Source organism: Mesorhizobium sp. B2-3-15, from assembly GCF_006442875.1.
Taxonomy (GTDB): Bacteria; Pseudomonadota; Alphaproteobacteria; order Rhizobiales; family Rhizobiaceae; genus Mesorhizobium; species Mesorhizobium australicum.
Genome location: NZ_VFVO01000012.1, coordinates 220,644 through 237,293, shown reverse-complemented (window position 1 = coordinate 237,293; position 16,650 = coordinate 220,644). Strand labels below are relative to the sequence as shown.

Below are 16,650 nucleotides of genomic sequence, written 5' to 3'. Positions count from 1 at the left end.
TATCAACCATCCCGCAGCCAGACCAGCATCTCGCCGGGCTCGCGGTTGTCCCAGGCGAAATAGGGGATGGCGGTCAGGCGCGTCTCGACCCTGGCCGGCGGATCGGCGCGATAAAGGCCGTCCTGCCAGCCATCCCCGGCATCGGCTTGTGCCGTGGCTGAAAGCGTCACCACACCGCCGAGCAGATCCGGTTCGTCATGCGCCTCGATGCCGGCCGTGCGCGGCAGGGTCAGGCGATGCAGGCGATTGTCATTGTCGGTCGCCTCGACGCAGTAGATCAGCGGCCCGCGCGACAGTGCGACGCGGCCGGCATCCTGCCTCACCTCGGGATTGGCATAGAGCCGCTCGATCGGCATTTCGAGATCGAGCCGGACACGGTCGCCCTTCTGCCACCTGCGCCGGATCGCGGCGTAGCCGTCACTGGTCAAATCCTCGAGGTCGACCGTCTCGCCATTGACGGCCAGGCCGGCGTTGCCGCTCCAGGCCGGCACACGCAGGTGCAGCGTGAACTCTACCGGCGCCTGCGGCTCAACGGTAATCTCGACGGCACCATCCCAGGGATAGCGGCTCGCCTGCGTCAGTGTGACCGGTGTGTCTGCAATGTCGAAGCGGGCGGTGGAGTCGCCATAGAGATGAACCGCCAGCGCGTCGTCCGCCAGGCTGTAGAAATAGCTGCCGATCGAGGCGACCATGCGCCCGATATTGGGCGGGCAGCAAGGGCAGCGGTGCCATTTCCAGCGGTTATGCTTGCCCCGGCTTTCCAGCGGATTCTCGTAGAAGAACAGCGAGCCGTCGAGCGACAGGCCGGAAATGGAACCATTGTAGAGCGCGCGCTCCATCATGTCGGCGTAGCGCGCGTTCGGCCCCATGCCGAGCATGCGGCTCGCCCAGAACACCAGCCCGACCGATGCACAGGTCTCGGCATAGGCGGTTTCGTTGGGCAGGTCGTAGTCGCTGGTGAAGCCCTCATTGTGCGCCGACGGGCCGAGCCCGCCGGTGATGTAGAGGTTCTTGGTGGTGAGGTCGTCCCACAGCCGGTCGAGCGCCACCCGCAACGTGTCGTCGCCATATTCGGTCGCGATGTCGGCCATCCCCGAATAAAGGTACATGGCCCGCACCGCGTGGCCGACGACCTTGTCCTGCTCGCGCACCGGTATGTGCGACTGGCTGTATTCGTAGGTCTTGAAATGATAGGCCTTCGGGTCGGCGCCACGGGCGCGCGCCTCCTCGTCGAAATAGTGCGGCTGCTGCCCGCGCTGGTCGATGAAGTATTTGGCCAATTCCATGTACTTTTGTTCGCCCGTCACCCGCGCCAGCTTGACCAGCGCCAGCTCGATCTCCTCATGGCCGCAATAGCCCTTTTTCTTGCCGGGCTCGGGCCCCAGCACCGAAGCGATGTGGTCGGCATAGCGGCACATGATCTCGAGCAGCTTGCGCTTGCCCGTCGCCTGGTAGTAGGCGACCGCGCCCTCGATGAGGTGGCCGGCGCAATAAAGCTCATGGCAGTCGCGCAGATTGGTCCAGCGCTTGCCCGGCTGGATGCGCTGGTACCAGCTGGAGAGATAGCCGTCCTCCTGCTGCAGCCTGCCATACATGTCGATGACGGCGTCGATCTTCTTCTCCAGTTCGGGATTCTTACGCCGGTAGAGCGAATAGGCCGCGGTCTCGATCGTCTTGCCGAGATCGGAATCCCAGAACATCTGCGTGGTCACCGTCGAGCCGGTGAAGCCGGCGGAGGCCGCCTCGTCGGGCGAGGGCGAGTGGAACGGAATGACGACGCCTGGCGAGGGCTGGTCCGGATCGATCTGCTCCAGCATGCGCGCCGCCACGCAGCGGTCGTAAAGGATGTCGGCGGTGCGCGTGGCAACCGCCTCGGCGCGGTCGCCCCAGAAGCCGCGCACGTCGACCTGCGGCACCGGCAGCGGGCGGAAGGCGAGCTTCGGCTTGCCCGTCTCCTGCGATTTATTTGGGGTGGCGTGCCGGGGGGATGGCGATGCGGTCATGAACTCACTCCATTCGATCTGACGTCTATCTCTTTGTTGGAGCATGATCTTTCCGAAAACCGGTTCCCACTTTTCGGGATCATGCTCTATTTGACGGCCCCGGCCATCAGGCCGCGGATGTAGAAGCGCTGCAAAGCCAGGAACAGGATCAGGCACGGCACCATCATCACGGTGACGCCCGCCTGCACCGCGCCCCAGTCGATGGCGCCGAAGCGGCCGGACTGAAGTGCGGTCATCATCACCGGCAGCGTGAACTTGGACTGGTCGGTCATCAGCACCAGGGCAGCAAGGAATTCGTTCCAGGCGCCGAGGAAGGCAAACAGCGCGATGGTGACGACACCAGGCCAGACCAGCGGCAGCATGACCTTTATGAGCATGGTGGCGTTGCCGGCGCCGTCCATGCGCGCGGCCTCCTCGATCTCGCGCGGCACCGCGTCGAAGGCGTTGCGCATCATGAAGATCGAGAACGGCAGCTGCAGCGTCACATAGACGCCGACCAGGCCGGTCAACGTGTTGTGCAGGCCAAGCTTGGTCAGCACCAGGAAGATCGGCGTCAGGATCGACTGGAACGGGATCATGATCGTCGACAGTATGAGGACGAAGAACAAGTCCTTGAACGGGAACCGAAACCGCGAAAAACCGTAGCCGGCGAGCACGCTGACGATGACCGACAGCATGACCGTCATCACCGAGACATAGATGCTGTTCTGCGCCGAGGCCCACAGGCCGTCGCCGAAACTGTTCAGCGTTTGATAGTTCTCCAGCGAGAAGCCCGTCGTCGGCCAGGGCGGCAGCGGCGGCAGGCGCGCCTCCTGCGCCGGCTTGAAGGCCGACAGCACCGTCCACACGATCGGCGCCACGAACAGCACCGAGGCGACGATGCCGGTGGAATGCCTGGCCAAGCGCGCGGCAAGCTTGCCTGTGCCCGATATCGCCTGCGCCATCAGTCGAGCCCCTCGGGTTTGCGCAGCAACCAGAGCTGGACGAGGCTGAGCGCCACCAGGATGACCAGCAGCACCATCGAGAGTGCCGCGCCATAGCCGAGCTTGAACGAGACGAAGGACTGGTTGAAGATCCAGTACACCGCCGTCAGCGTCTGGTTGCGCGGGCCGCCGCGCAGGATGATGTAGAACTGGTCGAAGGCAAGGATGGAGCCCGCGACCGATAGGATCAGCACCAGCGCCAGGGTGCGGCGCATCAGCGGCAAGGTGATCGCCCGGAACCTGGCGAACGGCCCGGCGCCGTCGATGACGGCGGCCTCCTGCAGATCCTGCGGGATCGACTGCAGGCCGGTCATCAGGATGATCATGGTGAAGCCAGCGACCTTCCACACCACCATGGCGATGATCGACCAGAAGGCCGGTTGGAAGGTGGCGAGCAGGTTGAACTTCTTGTCGATCAGGCCGAGATCGTAGGCGGCGGGGCTGAACAGGCCGGAATCGACGTTGAGCAGCCACGACCACAAAAGGCTCGCCGAGGCAAAGCCGACCACCGCCGGCATGAAGAACATGGTGCGGTAGAGGTTGGTGAACGGGCGCGGCCGCTCGATGAAGATCGCCAGCGGAAAGGCGACGGCGAAGATCGCGATGGTGACGATCAGCGTGTAGTAACCGGTGAATCTCAGCGCGTTCCAGAACCTGGTGTCGCGCAGGATTGCCCAGTAATTGCCGAGGCCGATGAAGGAGTGCTCGCCCATCAAGGGCCAGTTGTGCAGCGACATCCAGGCCGTCATGCCGAGCGGAATGACGAAGAACAGCATGACCAGCGCCACGGCCGGCGCGACATAGAGCAGGCCAATCCATTGCCGGCGCCCGGCGCCGACGCGTTTGCGGACGCGGGGTGGGGCGGTGGTTGCGGTGATGGTGGTCATGGCTGTTTCCCTGGCGCTGCGTCCCCTCCTCCTCAAGGGGAGGGTCCGGCCGAAGGCCGGGGGTGGGGTCCTCCGCCAAGCGCGCCGACATCAAGGAACGTCGAGCACTGCCGAGACGACCCCACCCGGACCTGCGGTCCGACCTCCCCTCAAGGGGGAGGTGGAGGCGGCGCTACTTCTGCGGCGCCTGGTCGATGATCGACTGCATGGTCTCCTGGGCGTTTGCTATGGCGCCATCGACGTCGTCGCCGAAGAACACCTCGTTGATCATCTGCGTCCATGGGCCGTTGGCGGAGTTGATCAGGTCGTTGAACACCACCGAATACGGCGTCTTGCCCTTGGCCATCGCCTCGGCGGCAATCTGGTAGCGCGGGTCGAGCTCCTTCAGCGCGTCCTTGGCGATGTCGCCGCGCACCGGCAGGCTGCCGTATTTGGCCAGGATCGTCTGGCCTTCGAGCGAATAGGCGAAGTCCAGGAACTCCTTCACCACGGCGAGTTTCTTGGTGCCCTTGGTGACGACGAAATTGTCGCCGCCGGCAAAGGACGACCAGTTGCCATCCTTGCCCGGCAGGAAGGTGATGCCGTAGTCGACATCAGGATATTGCGTGTTGAGCGCGCCGATGGCGAAGGCGCCGGAGGGCGAGATGCCGATATTGCCGGCGGCGAAGGCGGCAAAGAAATTGGCGCCGGTGTCGGTCTGCGCGCCCGCCGGCACCAAATCCTTCTTGACCATCGAGCGGTAGAGATCGATGGCGCCGCGCAATTGCGGGCTGTCCAGCGTCGCCTTGGAGCCGTCCTCCGACAGGATGTCGCCGCCCGAGGCCCAGATCAGCGGCGTGAAGGTGAATATGTTGCAGCCACCGCAATTGCCGGAGAAGTAGAAGCCCTTGATGTTGCCGCCAAGCGCGTTGACCTTCTCGGCGTCGGCTTCGATCTCGGCCCAGTTGGCCGGGCCCTTTTCAGGGTCGAGGCCTGCCTGCTTGAACAGCTTCTTGTTCCAGATCAGCACCGAGGCGTCGGCCGAGAAGGGCAGGCCGTAAATGCGGTCCTTGTAGGTGCCGGTCTTCACATGCGCGGGCGACAGGCTGGCGAAATAGGGAAGCGATTTCGCCCAGTCGGTGATGTCCTCCAACTGGCCGGCGGCTGCGAAGGAGGGCGTGTAGATCAGGTCGAGCGACAGCGCGTCGGGCGCCGTGCCGCCGGCCGCGGCCGCGCCATATTTCGGGATGATCTCGGCATTGGGGATAATGTCGAGCTTGACCTGGTCCTTGTTCGCCTTGTTGAAGGCGTCGACGATCCTCGGCATGAAGTTCGAGCCGTCGGCGCGTACCCAGATGTTGGCGGTTTCGGCGGCGGCAAATTGCAGGCCGCAACCCAGAACGGCAGCCGTCAACGTCAATTTGGTCAGGGCCAATTTGGTCGGGGCCAGTTTGGCAATCAAAGTCCTCATGTTCTCCTCCTCCTCATTTAGCCGCGATGCGCGGCTTGCCGCCGATCGCGGCGCTTCGTTTCTCAGCCGTCTTTTCAGCCGTCGGGCAGGCGGCCGCAGGACTGCCGCACCACCAGCCGGCACGGCAGTTTTCTGATGCCCGGCGCGGCGGGCTTGCCGCCGACCAGGGAAAGCAGGGTCAGCCCGGCCTCGCGGCCGAGCGCTGTCAGGTTCATGTCGACCGAGGTCAGCGGCGGGCGGGTCGCCTCGGCCACGATCTCCCAATTGTCGAAGCCGATGACGCCGACATCGCCGGGAACGCTCAAGCCACGCTCGCGCAGAGCATCGATGACGCCGCGCGCGATCTGATCGTTGCCGCAGAAGACGGCGTCCGGCTTTTCTCCCCCGCCATCGAAAAGGATCGTCACCGCCTCATGCCCCCAGGCTTCCGACCAGGCGCCGAGCAGGGGTTCGATGACGGACAGGCCGTTCTCGATCAGCGCGGCGCGATAGGCCTGCGCCCGTTCATGCACCACGGCAAAACTGGCCGGGCCGGTGACATGGGCGATGCGCTTGCGGCCGAGCCGGCAGAAATGGTCGACGGCCAGCCGCGCCCCGCCGGCATCGTCGGAAACGAAGGCGACGGCGTCGGGATCGGGCTGAGTGAAGGCGTAGATCACGGGGATGCGCAAATTGGCGAGATCGATCGGCAGATGGCGGTCGATGCGCTTGCCGGTGGCGATGATGCCGTCGACGCGCTTGTCGAGCATGGCCTCGACATGGAGCTGGCCGAGACGGGGGTCCTCCTCGACATTGCACAGGAATACCGAGACGCCGGCATCGACCAGCGCATCCGAAATGCCCGACATCAGCGGCAGCGAGAAACGGCCATAGGTGTCGTTGGTGAGCAGGCCGACAGTAAAGGAGCGGCGCCTCAGCAGGCTCTGCGCCAGGCTGTTGGGCCGGAAGCCCAGGTTGCGCGCCGTCTCGCGAATGCGCTCGCGGGTCTCGGCGGTCATGCGCCCCTGATCGTTGAGCGCCTTGGATGCAGTGGCAACGCTGACGCCGGCCTGCGCGGCCACGTCGCGCAAGGTGACGGGTTTGGGAAAGACCGGAACTGGCTGGTCGTCCGATGCCATCGCGGCAGAAATCCTTGGTTGGAAAAAGGTTTTCCCTTACCGGCCGGAATTAAGCCCGGCTAACGGCCGAACCCCATCGGGACTGTCTGGAAAAACCTTTTCTCAACTTGAAGGCTAGGCCAGATCGGGGGACCGATCAAGAGGAAAATGGCCAGATCAGGGTTCCTCGGTACCATCCGCTATTTCGCGCGCGGCCGCGACGTTTCGCATCTTCGAGGCCGAAAGGCAGGTGAAAGGGAACGCGCCGCGGTGTGGAGCTGGACGCTCTTGCCCTTGGTCGGCAGGACCATTGCATGGCTGGAACGTCAGACGTGGCTTGAGCCGCCGCATTCCTTGACTTGGTGCAAGCCCAGCGGGAGACCGCTCACGTCCTTGGAGTGACTCTATGCCTTCTTGGCCACACGCTTCTTTTTCGGCGCCGGGTTCAGCGCTTCCGCCACGCGATCGGCTTCTTCCTTGGCCAGGCGCAATTCCCTCAGCCTTGCCGTCTTGATCTCCCTGGCCCTCGCCTCGGACATGTATTCGGCGGTTGCCTTGTTGCGCTCCGCGGTTTTCTTCTGCTTGTCGACAAAGCGGGCTTCAGCTTTTTGCATGATCGTCTGATTGCCGTCGGCCATTGAAGAAATCTCCTTCGCGCGTGAAATCGTGAAAATGAACTTCTCGATAAATAGGCGCCCGGAAGGAAAAATTCAATCTTTCGAATAATTTGGCCTCCTTGTCGGCGTCAGGAGACCGCGCTTCGAATACTTTTGAAATTTTTCTCCCGCCGGAATCAAATCTTGCGCCGGGAATGGAGATAGCGCCAAGGCGCCAACGGACAGAATTTCGAACGGAAAACCGTTTCGCATTTTCCTGGAATTGCCTAGGATGGTCCGGTGGTCGTTTGGTGCAGGGTTTGCGGAAACGGAACCGCGATTCCCAGTTTGGAGACAAATCATGTTCGCGGCCCAGGCCATCGATATCTCAGACAAGGCCGCGTTCTACCGCGACCTTGCCAAGCAATTGAAGGCGCTGCTCGAGGGCGAGCACGATTCGATCGCCAACGCCGCCAACACCGCGGCGCTGATCTTCCAGATGGTGCCCGACCTCAACTGGGCCGGCTTCTATTTCCTGGCGTCGGACGAAGAGTTGGTGCTGGGACCCTTCCAGGGCAAGCCGGCCTGCGTGCGCATTGCCGTCGGCCAAGGCGTATGCGGAACGGCGGTCGAGCTCGGCACCTCGATGCTGATCAAGGACGTGCATGATTTCCCCGGCCACATCGCCTGCGACGCCGCCTCGCGCTCCGAGCTGGTCGTGCTGCTTGAGGACGAGGAGGGCGTTTTCGGCGTGCTCGATCTCGACAGCCCGCTGCCCGGCCGCTTCGACAGTGCCGACCAGGCCGGCATCGAGGCGCTGGCGGCGATCTATGTCGCGGCGAGTTCGTTCCAGGATTAGTTACCCTGAGACCTTCACCAGCATCAGGCTGAAGCCGCCGATGAACAGGAAGGCGCAGAAGGCGAGCGCCAGCGGGCGCAGGCCGCGCGAGCGCAGTTGCGAAATGTCCGCCTGCAGGCCCATGGCGGCCAGCCCCATGGTGAGCATGATGGTGGTGGCCAGCACTACCGCCTGCTTCACTTCGGCTGGTATCGTAACCAGGCTGTTCAATGCCACGACGGCGACAAAGGCGGCGACGAACCACGGCATGGGCGGGCGTGCAGCCGACTGATCGTCACTTTTGCGGCGCGCCATCAGGCCGAGCGCGATGACCATCGGCGCAAGCATGGCGACGCGGGTCAGCTTGGCGACGGTGGCGATCTCGCCGGATTGGGTGCCGTTCTGGAAACCGGCGCCGATGACTTGCGCCACCTCATGGATGGAGGCGCCGGCCCACAGTCCGAAGGCGTGCTGGTCGAGGCCGAGCAGCGGCGCCAGCAGCGGGAAGCCGAGCATGGCGATGGTGCCGAACAAGGTGATCGAGGCGACGGCATAGGTGACGTCCTCGTCGCGCGCATCGGTGACGATGTTGGTGGCGACGATCGCCGAGGCACCGCAGATTGAGGTGCCGGCGGCGATCAACTGGGTGAGCTTGGCGTCGACGCCGATCAGCCGGCCGAGCGTGATGGTGAAGACGAAGGTGGCGCCAAGGGTCAGCGCGACGACACCGACGCCGCCGGTGCCGATCGAGACGACCTGGCCAAGCGTCAGCTGGAAGCCGAGCAGCACGATGGCGAAGCGCAGCAGGCGCTTTTGCGAAAAGGCGATGCCCGCCTTGGCGTGCACCGGTGTGCCGAGCACGTTGGAATAGACCATGCCGGCGACGACGGCCAGGATCATCGGGCTGAACAGGGCAAAACCGGAGACATTGCGGGCCGAGAAGGCGACGGCCGTGATCATCGCCACCAGCACGATGCCGGGAATGATGCCGTTCCCCACGAAATCGAGGCGCTTGCGACCTTGGGCCAGATCGGCGGAAATCAGGCCTTTCGGAATACCGTTTGCGATGGGAGTCAGGGACGACAATACAATTCTCCGTGCGAGTACGCCGGAGAAATGTCATTCCAAGACTAATCTTTCCAACGAATTATTTTCGTTAGAATGATCGATTTTTACGAACGGTCTTGCCCCTCGAAAGCTGAGAAAGGGGCCGGCCTACAGCTGCGCTTCGATCGCCGCCTTGTCGATCACCGACCAGACGTGCCTGATCCTGCCGTCGAGAAACTCGTAGAAGACGTTCTCGCTGAAGGACACTTTCCTGCCGTTGACCGGCAGGCCGAGAAAAGTTTCCTTCGGCGTGCAGTTGAATTGAAGGCGGCTCGCTATGAAAGGCGTATCGGCGATCAGCAGCTGGATGTCGAAATAGAGATCGGGAATTTCGCGAAAATCCCGCTCCAGCATGTCGCGGTAACCCGACAGGCCGACCCGGTCGCCATTGTAGTGCACCTCCTGGTGTACGAAGCGGTCTAGGCTCCGCCAGTCCTGGGCGTTGAGGCAGGCGATGTAACCACGATAGCTATTGGCAAGATCTTCATCGGTCATAGCATGCTCCGGTGCTTTGCCAACCGCATGTCTTCCACGACTGTTCCGGACGGCGAGAAATGCTTGTTCGGGGAAGACATAGAGCGGCGATGCCGGAATGCGAGTGCGGCATCAGGGAAGGACTTCGAATTCCGGTCCACCGATCACCTCGTCGATCGCCTGTGGGTCGACGTGCTCGCTGTCGACCGAGGCTTCGAGCTGTGACAAGGGGGCTTCAAGGGTCCAGGTAACGCCGTGGCTGTCATATTCGAGAACGCCGGTGCCACTTACAGCTGCTGGAGCGACGCGCTGGAGCACGACGGTGCCGAAACCGCCATGGCCGATGTTCTGCACCTGAGGACCATCGCGCTCTTTCCAGATCAGCTGGAACCGTTTCAGGTCGCCTGCCTGGCTCACCTTCCATTGCACCGATATCGTTCCCTCGGCGGCCGAAAGCACGCCATATTTGGCGGAATTGGTCGCCAGTTCATGAAAGGCGATGCCGAGATACTGGACGGCATTGGGGTTCAGCGTCAGGGAAGGGCCAGCCATGGAAATCCGTTCCTCGTTGCCGAACGGTTTGGCTTGTGCCAGGAGCAGCTCGAAAATCGTCGCGCCTCGCCAGTCGCCGGACACCAGCAGGTCGTGCGAGAGCGACAGCGCCATGATGCGCTCGCGCACCTGGCGTTCGAACTCCGCCGGTGTCGAGGACCTCTTGCTGGTCTCGCGGATCATAGAGATGATGACGGAATACTGGTTCTTGACCCGATGGTTGACCTCGCGCATCAGCATGCGGATGCGATATTCGCTCTCCTTGGCTATCGAGATGTCGCGGGCGATCTTGGAGGCGCCGATGATCCGGCCGACGGCATTGCGTACGGGCGAGATCGTCAGGGATACGGGCACTAGGCTGCCGTCCTTGCGGCGGCGGATGGTCTCGTAGGTCTCGACCCGCTCGCCTTTGCGGATGCGCTCCAATATGCGCGGCTCCTCGTCCAGATGGTCATCGGGTATCAGCATCGTCACGGACCTGCCGACCGCTTCGTCGGCGGTGTAACCGAACAGGCGCTGGGCGCCTGAGTTCCAGCTCTTGATGACGCCGTTCAAATCCTTGCTGACGATTGCATCGAAGGAGGATTCCACGATGGCCGACAGATGATGCCTGGCCTCGTCGGCAAGATGCCGGTCGGTGAGGTCGAACAGCATGTTGACGGCCCCGACCAGCCTGCCTTGGTCGTCATGGAGCGGCGTGGGATAGGGAAGGAAGGGCACGCGCGTGCCGTCGGGACGCTGCGAGATGGCCGACTGGTTTCTGACCGGCCGGTTCTCCCGCAACGCAATGGCCATCGGGCATTGGTCGTGCGGCAACACCTGGCCGTCGGTCGTGAACAGCTTGTGCGTTACGCACCACTGGTCTTTTCCGAGCTCGGGCTCGCGCCCGGCAAAATCGGCCGCGGCCCGGTTGAAATAGGTGATCCTGCCTTCGCTATCGGTCGTGTAGATGGCGACAGGAAGATTATCGAGGATTTGATGGGATAGATCGAGTGTCGAACTGTTCGACAGGTCCGTCATGCGCAAGGTTCCATTTAACCACCGTGAACGCTGTCCGGCTGAATTGGTTCCTGGACCCGTAGGCTAGCCGCGATAACGCAGCGCATCGACCAGCAGCGTAAAGGCGGGCGTCGCCTGGCGGCGGCTGGGATAGTAGAGGTGGTAGCCGGGAAACGGCGGGCACCAGTCGGCCATGAGCCGCAACAAACGGCCATCGGCGAGATGCGCCGTCACTTGATCCTCCGGGAGATAGGCGAGGCCGACGCCGGCCAACACGGCATTCATGCGCAGCCCCGCCGTGTTGAAGATCAACTGGCCGTCGACGCGCACCTTCAGCTCGCGTCCGGCCTTCTCGAATTCCCAGGCATAGAGCCCGCCATGGGTCGGCAGGCGCAGGTTGATGCAATTGTGATCGGTCAGGTCCTGCGGCGTGCGCGGCTTCGGCCGGCTTGCGAAATAGGCCGGAGATCCGACCACCGCCATGCGCATGTCCGGCCCGATGCGCACCGCGATCATGTCGCGCGCCACCTGTTCGCCCAGCCGCACGCCGGCGTCATAACGCCCGGCGACGATGTCGGTCAGGCCGTAGTCGACGACGATCTCGACCCGGATGTCGGGATATTGCGGCAACAGCCGGACAATGGCCGGCCACAGGACCGTGTTGGCCGAATGTTCGCCGGCGGTGATGCGGATGGTTCCGGCGGGCTTTTCTCGCAATGCGCTCAAGGCGGCGAGCTCACTTTCGATCTCGTCGAGCCTCGGTCCGACGGTGCGGGCCAGGCGTTCGCCGGCTTCGGTCGGCGAGACACTGCGCGTGGTGCGGGTCAAAAGCCGCACGCCCAGCCGCTCTTCCAACGTGCGCAAGGCATGGCTGAGCGCCGATTGGGATACGCCAAGCTTGGCCGCCGCCCTGGTGAAGCTCTTCTCGCGCGCGACGGCGAGGAAGGCGGTCAACTCATTCAGATTGTCGCGTGGCATTGATGAATTTCTCTCATAAGTACATGCCGGATATAGCAGCTACTCATGACCATCGCAGCCCCTAAATAGAACGCAATCGGCCGAACAAGCCGGCGCTCCTGGCCTGGCGGCAATGTCCTCCCGGCATCACGAAAGGACGGAAAACGTGGAGATCACACGAAGCGGCTCGCAGCCCTCGGCGAAGGGGCCCGCCGAATATTTCACCGGGGCGGTGCGCATCGATGCATCCTTCAAGGGCAGCGGCCCCGCGCGCGTCGGCGGGGCCACCGTGACCTTCGAGCCCGGCGCGCGCACGGCCTGGCACACGCACCCGCTCGGCCAGACGCTTATCGTTCTGTCGGGCGCCGGTCTGGTGCAATGCGAAGGTGGGCCGATCCAACAGATCCGTCCCGGCGACATCATCTGGTTCGCGCCGGGCGAAAAGCATTGGCATGGGGCGTCGCCGACAACGGCGATGAGCCATATCGCCATTGCCGAAGCGCTCGACGGCAAGGTCGTCGACTGGATGGAGCATGTCACCGACGAACAATACGGGATTTGACCGACCAGACCTCGCCCACCGACGACACAAGAAGGAGATCCTCATGACCCATGCCCCAGCGCCTCCCAAAAGCCCGTTTTCCGACATCGCTCCAGCACTCGGCACCTATACCGACGAGGTGCTTTTCGGCGACGTCTGGAAACGCCCCGGCCTCTCGCCGCGCGACCGCAGCCTCGTCACCGTCGCCAGCCTGGTCTCGGGATACCGGATCAACGAGATGCCGTTCCACATGAAGCGGGCGCTCGAGAATGGCGTGACCCGTGACGAGCTCATCGAGGCCATCACGCATCTTGCCTTCTATGCTGGATGGCCGCCGGCAAGCACCGCGATCGGCATCGCCCGCAAGGTCTTCGAACAGGCCGACGCCGAGAAGAAGGGACACTGACGATGCAAAAGCGCACACTTGGAAACAGCGGCCTCGAAGTCTCGGCCATCGGCCTTGGCTGCATGGGCATGAGCCAGTCATATGGGCAGCCGATGGAGACGCCGGATGCGGTCCGTCTGATCCGGGCGGCATTCGAGCGCGGTGTCACCTTCTTCGACACGGCGGAGGTCTACGGACCGTTCAGGAACGAAGAGGTCGTCGGCGAGGCGTTGCAGCCAATCCGCGACCAGGTGGTGATCGCCACCAAATTCGGCATCGACATCGCCGGTGCGGCCGGACACCAGGGCATGGACAGCCGGCCGCAGCATATTCGCGACGTCGTCGAGGCCTCTCTCAAGCGGCTGAGGACGGACTACATCGATCTTCTCTACCAGCATCGTGTCGATCCGGTCGTGCCGATCGAAGAGGTGGCTGGCGTGGTGAAGGACTTGATCAGCCAAGGCAAGGTGAAGCATTTCGGCCTCTCGGAAGCGGGCGTGCGCACCATCCGCCGCGCTCATGCGGTGCAGCCGGTCGCCGCGCTTCAGAGCGAATATTCACTCTGGTGGCGTGAGCCCGAGGAGGCGATCCTGCCGGTCCTCGAGGAACTGGGAATCGGCTTCGTGCCTTTCAGTCCGCTGGGCAAGGGTTTCCTCACCGGCGCCATCAACGCCGGGACGACGTTCGATGCCGACGATTTCCGCAACAGCGTTCCGCGGTTCACGGAGGAAGCCCGCCAGGCAAACCAGGCACTGGTCGACGCCATCGTCGCGATCGCGGCTGACAAGAACGCGACATCGGCACAGGTCGCGCTTGCCTGGCTGCTGGCGCGCAAGCCCTGGATCGTTCCGATCCCAGGTACGACCAAGCTAAACCGCCTTGAGGAAAACATCGGATCTCTCGCCGTTGCCCTGACCGCGGCCGATCTTCGCGATATCGAGAACGCGGTCTCGGCGATTGCCGTCCAGGGAGAACGATACTCCCCGCAACAGGCGGCGAGGATCGATCGCTGAGGGTCCCAGCCGTATCAGGCCAAGGCGTTGCCGACGGTTTGGCCCAATGACAGGCCGAGGCGGTGTCTTGACGCGGGACCGTTGCTGCTCCAGCTTGCCGCCATGTTCGTTCCCGCGCCCGTCATCGCCAAGCGACGCCGCTTCCGCCCAGCGCGGAGCGGCACGCTGATTGCGCGACGACAAAGGCCGGCAGGATAAATCCGCTTCGCTCGTTTCCAGCCCCGCCCGCGACAACAGCCGGCGGGGTTTTTCATGCTTGGAGCACTGTCATGATCATCGAGTCTGCCATCCGGTTTCGGCCGGCCGAACCCGCCGATGCCGCTGCCATCCGCGACATTGTGCGTGCCGCCTATGCCAAATGGGTGCCGGTGATCGGCCGCGAGCCGCTGCCGATGCGCGCCGACTACGAAAAGGCCGTCGCCGAGCATCCGTTCGACCTCGCCGTCGAGGACGGCCGCATCGTCGGCATGATCGAGACCACGCTGGCCGACGATCACCTGTGGATCGAGAACGTCTGCGTCGCGCCGGGAGCGCAGGGCAGGGGTATCGGCCGGCTCCTGCTGGAGCGTGCGGAAATCAAGGCGCGCGAGGCGGGCCGCAACGAGCTTCGCCTGTTGACCAACGGCGCCTTCGAAGCCAACGTGTCGCTCTACAAGCGGCACGGCTATACGGTCGACCGGGAAGAGCCGTTCATGAATGGCGTGACGGTCTATATGAGCAAGAGGTTGGCATGACGATCGGAGCGCGACGATGGCTGCGAGGATAACGCTGAAGCAACTGTCCGGGCTCTACGCGATTTCGCGGCTTCAGGCCGCTGACGGCATCCCTGGCTGGGCGGACGGACCAGGTTTCGTCACCATCACCAGGACCGACGACGAGCTCTCGATCACCTGCCTTCAGGATCGCGTGCCCGATGCCGTCAAGCATGACCGCGACTGGGTCGCCTTCAAATTGCAGGGGCCGTTCGCGTTCGACGAAACCGGCATCGTGCTGTCCGTCATCAGGCCGCTGTCGGAAAACGGTTTGGGCATCTTCCTGGTATCGACTTTCGATGGCGATCACCTGCTGGTGAAAGCGGCTGACGAGCCTGCGGCAAGAGGTTTGCTGGGCGAAGCCGGGCATACGCTGCTATAGTCCGCTCATCGCTGGTCTGGCTCAACCACTGGCGCGTTGGCTCAACCAGTTCGGGGGTTGCGTTTGACAGCGCCGTTTGCGCATCGTTATTTCTAGCCAGATATCACGGCCTGACCGGCCATGCGCACCCCAAGGAGAGACCATGTCACACGATCTGCAGTTCTACATCGATGGCGCGTGGGTCGATCCTGTCGTGCCCAACACGCTCGACGTCATCGATCCATCGAACGAGGACGCTTTCGCGCAGATTTCGCTCGGCTCCAGGGCCGATGTCGACAAGGCGGTGGCCGCCGCCAAGCGCGCCTTCAACACATATGGCTTCACCTCGGTCGAGGAGCGCCTCGACATCCTCAACCGCGTCATCGAGGTCTACAAGAAGCGCAGCAAGGACCTGGCGGTCGCCGTGTCGCGCGAGATGGGCGCGCCGCGCCAGATGGCGCTCGACAGCCAGGTCGGCATCGGCCTGGCGCATCTGGCCAAAATGGCCGAGACGCTGAAGAATTTCCAGTTCCGCCACGTCAAGGGCAACCATCTCGTGGTCAAGGAGCCGATCGGCGTCGTCGGCCTGATCACGCCCTGGAACTGGCCGCTGAACCAGATCACCTGCAAGGTCGGTCCGGCACTCGCCGCCGGCTGCACCATGGTGCTGAAGCCGTCGGAAATCGCGCCGCTCGATGCCATCATCTTCGCCGAGATCATCGACGAGGCCGGCGTACCGAAGGGCGTGTTCAACCTCGTCAATGGCGACGGCCTTGGCGTCGGCCAGGCGCTGTCCAGCCATCCCGACATCGACATGATGTCGTTCACCGGTTCGACGCGAGCCGGCATATTGGTGGCCAAGGCCGCCGCCGACACCGTCAAGCGCGTGCATCAGGAGCTTGGCGGCAAGTCGGCCAACATCCTGTTCCCGGATGTCGACCTCGCCACCGCCGTCAGCAAGGGCCTCGCCGGCTGCTTCAGCAACAGCGGCCAGTCCTGCAACGCGCCGACGCGCATGTTCGTGCCGCGCGACCGCCACGACGAGGCCGCGGGATATGCCAGGACGGCGGCGGAAAAGTTCACGGTCGGTCCAGCCGACGGCGCCAACACCAAGCTCGGCCCCGTCGTCAGCCAGGTCCAGTTCGACAAGATCCAGGACCTGATCCAGAGCGGCATCGACGAGGGTGCCACGCTGGTCGCCGGCGGCCCCGGCCGCCCTGCCGAACTCAATCGCGGCTACTATGTCAGGCCGACCGTGTTCGCCGACGTCACCCACGACATGCGCATCGCGCGCGAGGAGGTTTTCGGGCCGGTGTTGGCGATCCTGCCCTACGACACGGTCGAGCAGGCTGTCGAGCAGGCCAACGACACCGTCTACGGCCTTGCCTCCTACATCCAGGCCAAGGACCTACAGAAGGCGCGCGAGGTCGCGGCCCGCATGCGCTCGGGCAATGTCTACATCAACTATCCCCAATGGGACGCCGGCCTGCCCTTCGGCGGCTACAAGCAGTCGGGCAACGGCCGCGAATACGCCGAATACGGGCTCGAGGATTTCCTCGAGATCAAGGGCATCGCGGGGTACGAGGCGGCGGAGTAGTGCAGGACTTTCGGGCCGGCGCAACGCCGGCCCGGTCAGAAGGGACAGGTCCCGTCAG

The 16,650-nt window shown here is 63.6% G+C and carries 17 protein-coding genes; 7 read left to right on the top strand and 10 right to left on the bottom strand.

The annotated features are described in order from the left end of the window. Positions 1-2 precede the first annotated feature (2 nt). From FJ954_RS23975 to FJ954_RS23950, 6 genes are all read right to left on the bottom strand, one after another. Positions 3-2,003, bottom strand: coding sequence for a glycoside hydrolase family 127 protein (locus FJ954_RS23975; RefSeq protein ID WP_140663577.1), 2,001 nt, complete (start codon positions 2,001-2,003; stop codon positions 3-5). Between the two features lie 86 nt (positions 2,004-2,089). Beyond that, positions 2,090-2,947 (bottom strand): carbohydrate ABC transporter permease, encoded by an 858-nt coding sequence (locus FJ954_RS23970; protein ID WP_140617877.1) that lies wholly within the window; start codon positions 2,945-2,947, stop codon positions 2,090-2,092. Beyond that, positions 2,947-3,873 carry a sugar ABC transporter permease gene (locus FJ954_RS23965; protein WP_140663575.1) on the bottom strand — a complete coding sequence of 309 codons (927 nt, stop codon included), beginning with the start codon at positions 3,871-3,873 and terminating at the stop codon, positions 2,947-2,949. The genes FJ954_RS23970 and FJ954_RS23965 overlap by 1 nt, the downstream gene beginning before the upstream one ends. A gap of 172 nt (positions 3,874-4,045) precedes the next feature. Further along, positions 4,046-5,323 carry a sugar ABC transporter substrate-binding protein gene (locus FJ954_RS23960; protein ID WP_140663573.1) on the bottom strand — a complete coding sequence of 426 codons (1,278 nt, stop codon included), beginning with the start codon at positions 5,321-5,323 and terminating at the stop codon, positions 4,046-4,048. A gap of 74 nt (positions 5,324-5,397) precedes the next feature. Then, entirely contained in the window at positions 5,398-6,441 is a 1,044-nt protein-coding gene (locus tag FJ954_RS23955; RefSeq protein ID WP_140663571.1) for a LacI family DNA-binding transcriptional regulator, read from the bottom strand. Positions 6,442-6,824: 383 nt separating this feature from the next. Next, a complete protein-coding gene (locus tag FJ954_RS23950) occupies positions 6,825-7,058 on the bottom strand; it encodes a hypothetical protein (protein ID WP_015316770.1) in 234 nt (77 codons plus the stop codon). Positions 7,059-7,377: 319 nt separating this feature from the next. Here FJ954_RS23950 and FJ954_RS23945 point away from each other — a divergent pair, with 319 nt between their 5' ends. Continuing rightward, on the top strand, positions 7,378-7,875 hold the full coding sequence (locus FJ954_RS23945; protein ID WP_015316771.1) for a GAF domain-containing protein: 498 nt from the start codon (positions 7,378-7,380) through the stop codon (positions 7,873-7,875). On the opposite strand, the gene FJ954_RS23940 is transcribed toward FJ954_RS23945, so the two are convergent. From FJ954_RS23940 to FJ954_RS23925, 4 genes are all read right to left on the bottom strand, one after another. Beyond that, positions 7,876-8,940, bottom strand: a complete 1,065-nt coding sequence (locus FJ954_RS23940; RefSeq protein ID WP_140663569.1) for a YeiH family protein — start codon at positions 8,938-8,940, stop codon at positions 7,876-7,878. A 129-nt stretch (positions 8,941-9,069) separates the two neighbouring features. Further along, complete coding sequence (locus FJ954_RS23935) at positions 9,070-9,456, bottom strand: ester cyclase (protein WP_015316775.1); 387 nt, start codon at positions 9,454-9,456, stop codon at positions 9,070-9,072. Positions 9,457-9,567: 111 nt separating this feature from the next. Then, positions 9,568-11,007: a PAS domain S-box protein gene (locus tag FJ954_RS23930; protein WP_015316776.1), complete on the bottom strand. Its 1,440-nt coding sequence runs from the start codon at positions 11,005-11,007 to the stop codon at positions 9,568-9,570. Between the two features lie 63 nt (positions 11,008-11,070). Continuing rightward, positions 11,071-11,964, bottom strand: a complete 894-nt coding sequence (locus FJ954_RS23925; RefSeq protein WP_140617882.1) for a LysR family transcriptional regulator — start codon at positions 11,962-11,964, stop codon at positions 11,071-11,073. 145 nt (positions 11,965-12,109) lie between these two features. On the opposite strand from FJ954_RS23925, the gene FJ954_RS23920 reads away from it, so the two are divergent. The 6 genes from FJ954_RS23920 (at position 12,110) to FJ954_RS23895 (ending at position 16,592) form a co-directional block, all read left to right on the top strand. Continuing rightward, on the top strand, positions 12,110-12,505 hold the full coding sequence (locus FJ954_RS23920) for a cupin domain-containing protein (protein ID WP_140663567.1): 396 nt from the start codon (positions 12,110-12,112) through the stop codon (positions 12,503-12,505). A 43-nt stretch (positions 12,506-12,548) separates the two neighbouring features. Beyond that, positions 12,549-12,890, top strand: a complete 342-nt coding sequence (locus FJ954_RS23915) for a carboxymuconolactone decarboxylase family protein (protein WP_140663565.1) — start codon at positions 12,549-12,551, stop codon at positions 12,888-12,890. A gap of 2 nt (positions 12,891-12,892) precedes the next feature. Further along, positions 12,893-13,882: an aldo/keto reductase gene (locus tag FJ954_RS23910; protein ID WP_140663563.1), complete on the top strand. Its 990-nt coding sequence runs from the start codon at positions 12,893-12,895 to the stop codon at positions 13,880-13,882. 269 nt (positions 13,883-14,151) lie between these two features. Beyond that, positions 14,152-14,616 (top strand): GNAT family N-acetyltransferase, encoded by a 465-nt coding sequence (locus FJ954_RS23905; RefSeq protein WP_140663561.1) that lies wholly within the window; start codon positions 14,152-14,154, stop codon positions 14,614-14,616. Positions 14,617-14,632: 16 nt separating this feature from the next. Then, positions 14,633-15,016, top strand: a complete 384-nt coding sequence (locus tag FJ954_RS23900; RefSeq protein ID WP_140663559.1) for an ACT domain-containing protein — start codon at positions 14,633-14,635, stop codon at positions 15,014-15,016. Between the two features lie 142 nt (positions 15,017-15,158). Beyond that, positions 15,159-16,592: an aldehyde dehydrogenase family protein gene (locus tag FJ954_RS23895; RefSeq protein ID WP_140663557.1), complete on the top strand. Its 1,434-nt coding sequence runs from the start codon at positions 15,159-15,161 to the stop codon at positions 16,590-16,592. Positions 16,593-16,650 lie beyond the last annotated feature (58 nt).